Source organism: Vibrio sp. SCP2 (assembly GCF_059295395.1).
On the sequence record NZ_JCAFVV010000039.1, the window covers coordinates 1 to 379 of the forward strand.

General features: G+C 46.2%; 1 protein-coding gene. It reads right to left on the reverse strand.

The window, feature by feature from the left end:
- The coding region (locus tag AC5O63_RS22460) for an EF-Tu/IF-2/RF-3 family GTPase (protein WP_494506278.1) at positions 1 to 379 on the reverse strand (379 nt) is incomplete at both ends.

A 379-nucleotide genomic window follows, 5' to 3' on the forward strand; every position in this document is an offset into this window, starting at 1 on the left:
CTCGATGTTACCAGTTACGTCAGTTGTACGGAAGTAGAACTGTGGACGGTAGCCTTTGAAGAATGGAGTGTGACGACCACCTTCATCTTTAGACAGTACGTATACTTCTGACTCAAACTTAGTGTGTGGGTTGATTGACTTAGGAGCAGCTAGTACTTGACCACGCTCTACTTCGTCACGCTTAGTACCACGTAGAAGTGCACCAACGTTCTCACCCGCACGACCTTCGTCTAGAAGCTTACGGAACATTTCAACACCAGTACATGTTGTTACTGTTGTCTCTTTGATACCAACGATTTCTACTTCGTCACCTACAGTTAGGATACCGCGCTCGATACGACCAGTTACTACTGTACCACGACCTTGGATAGAGAATACG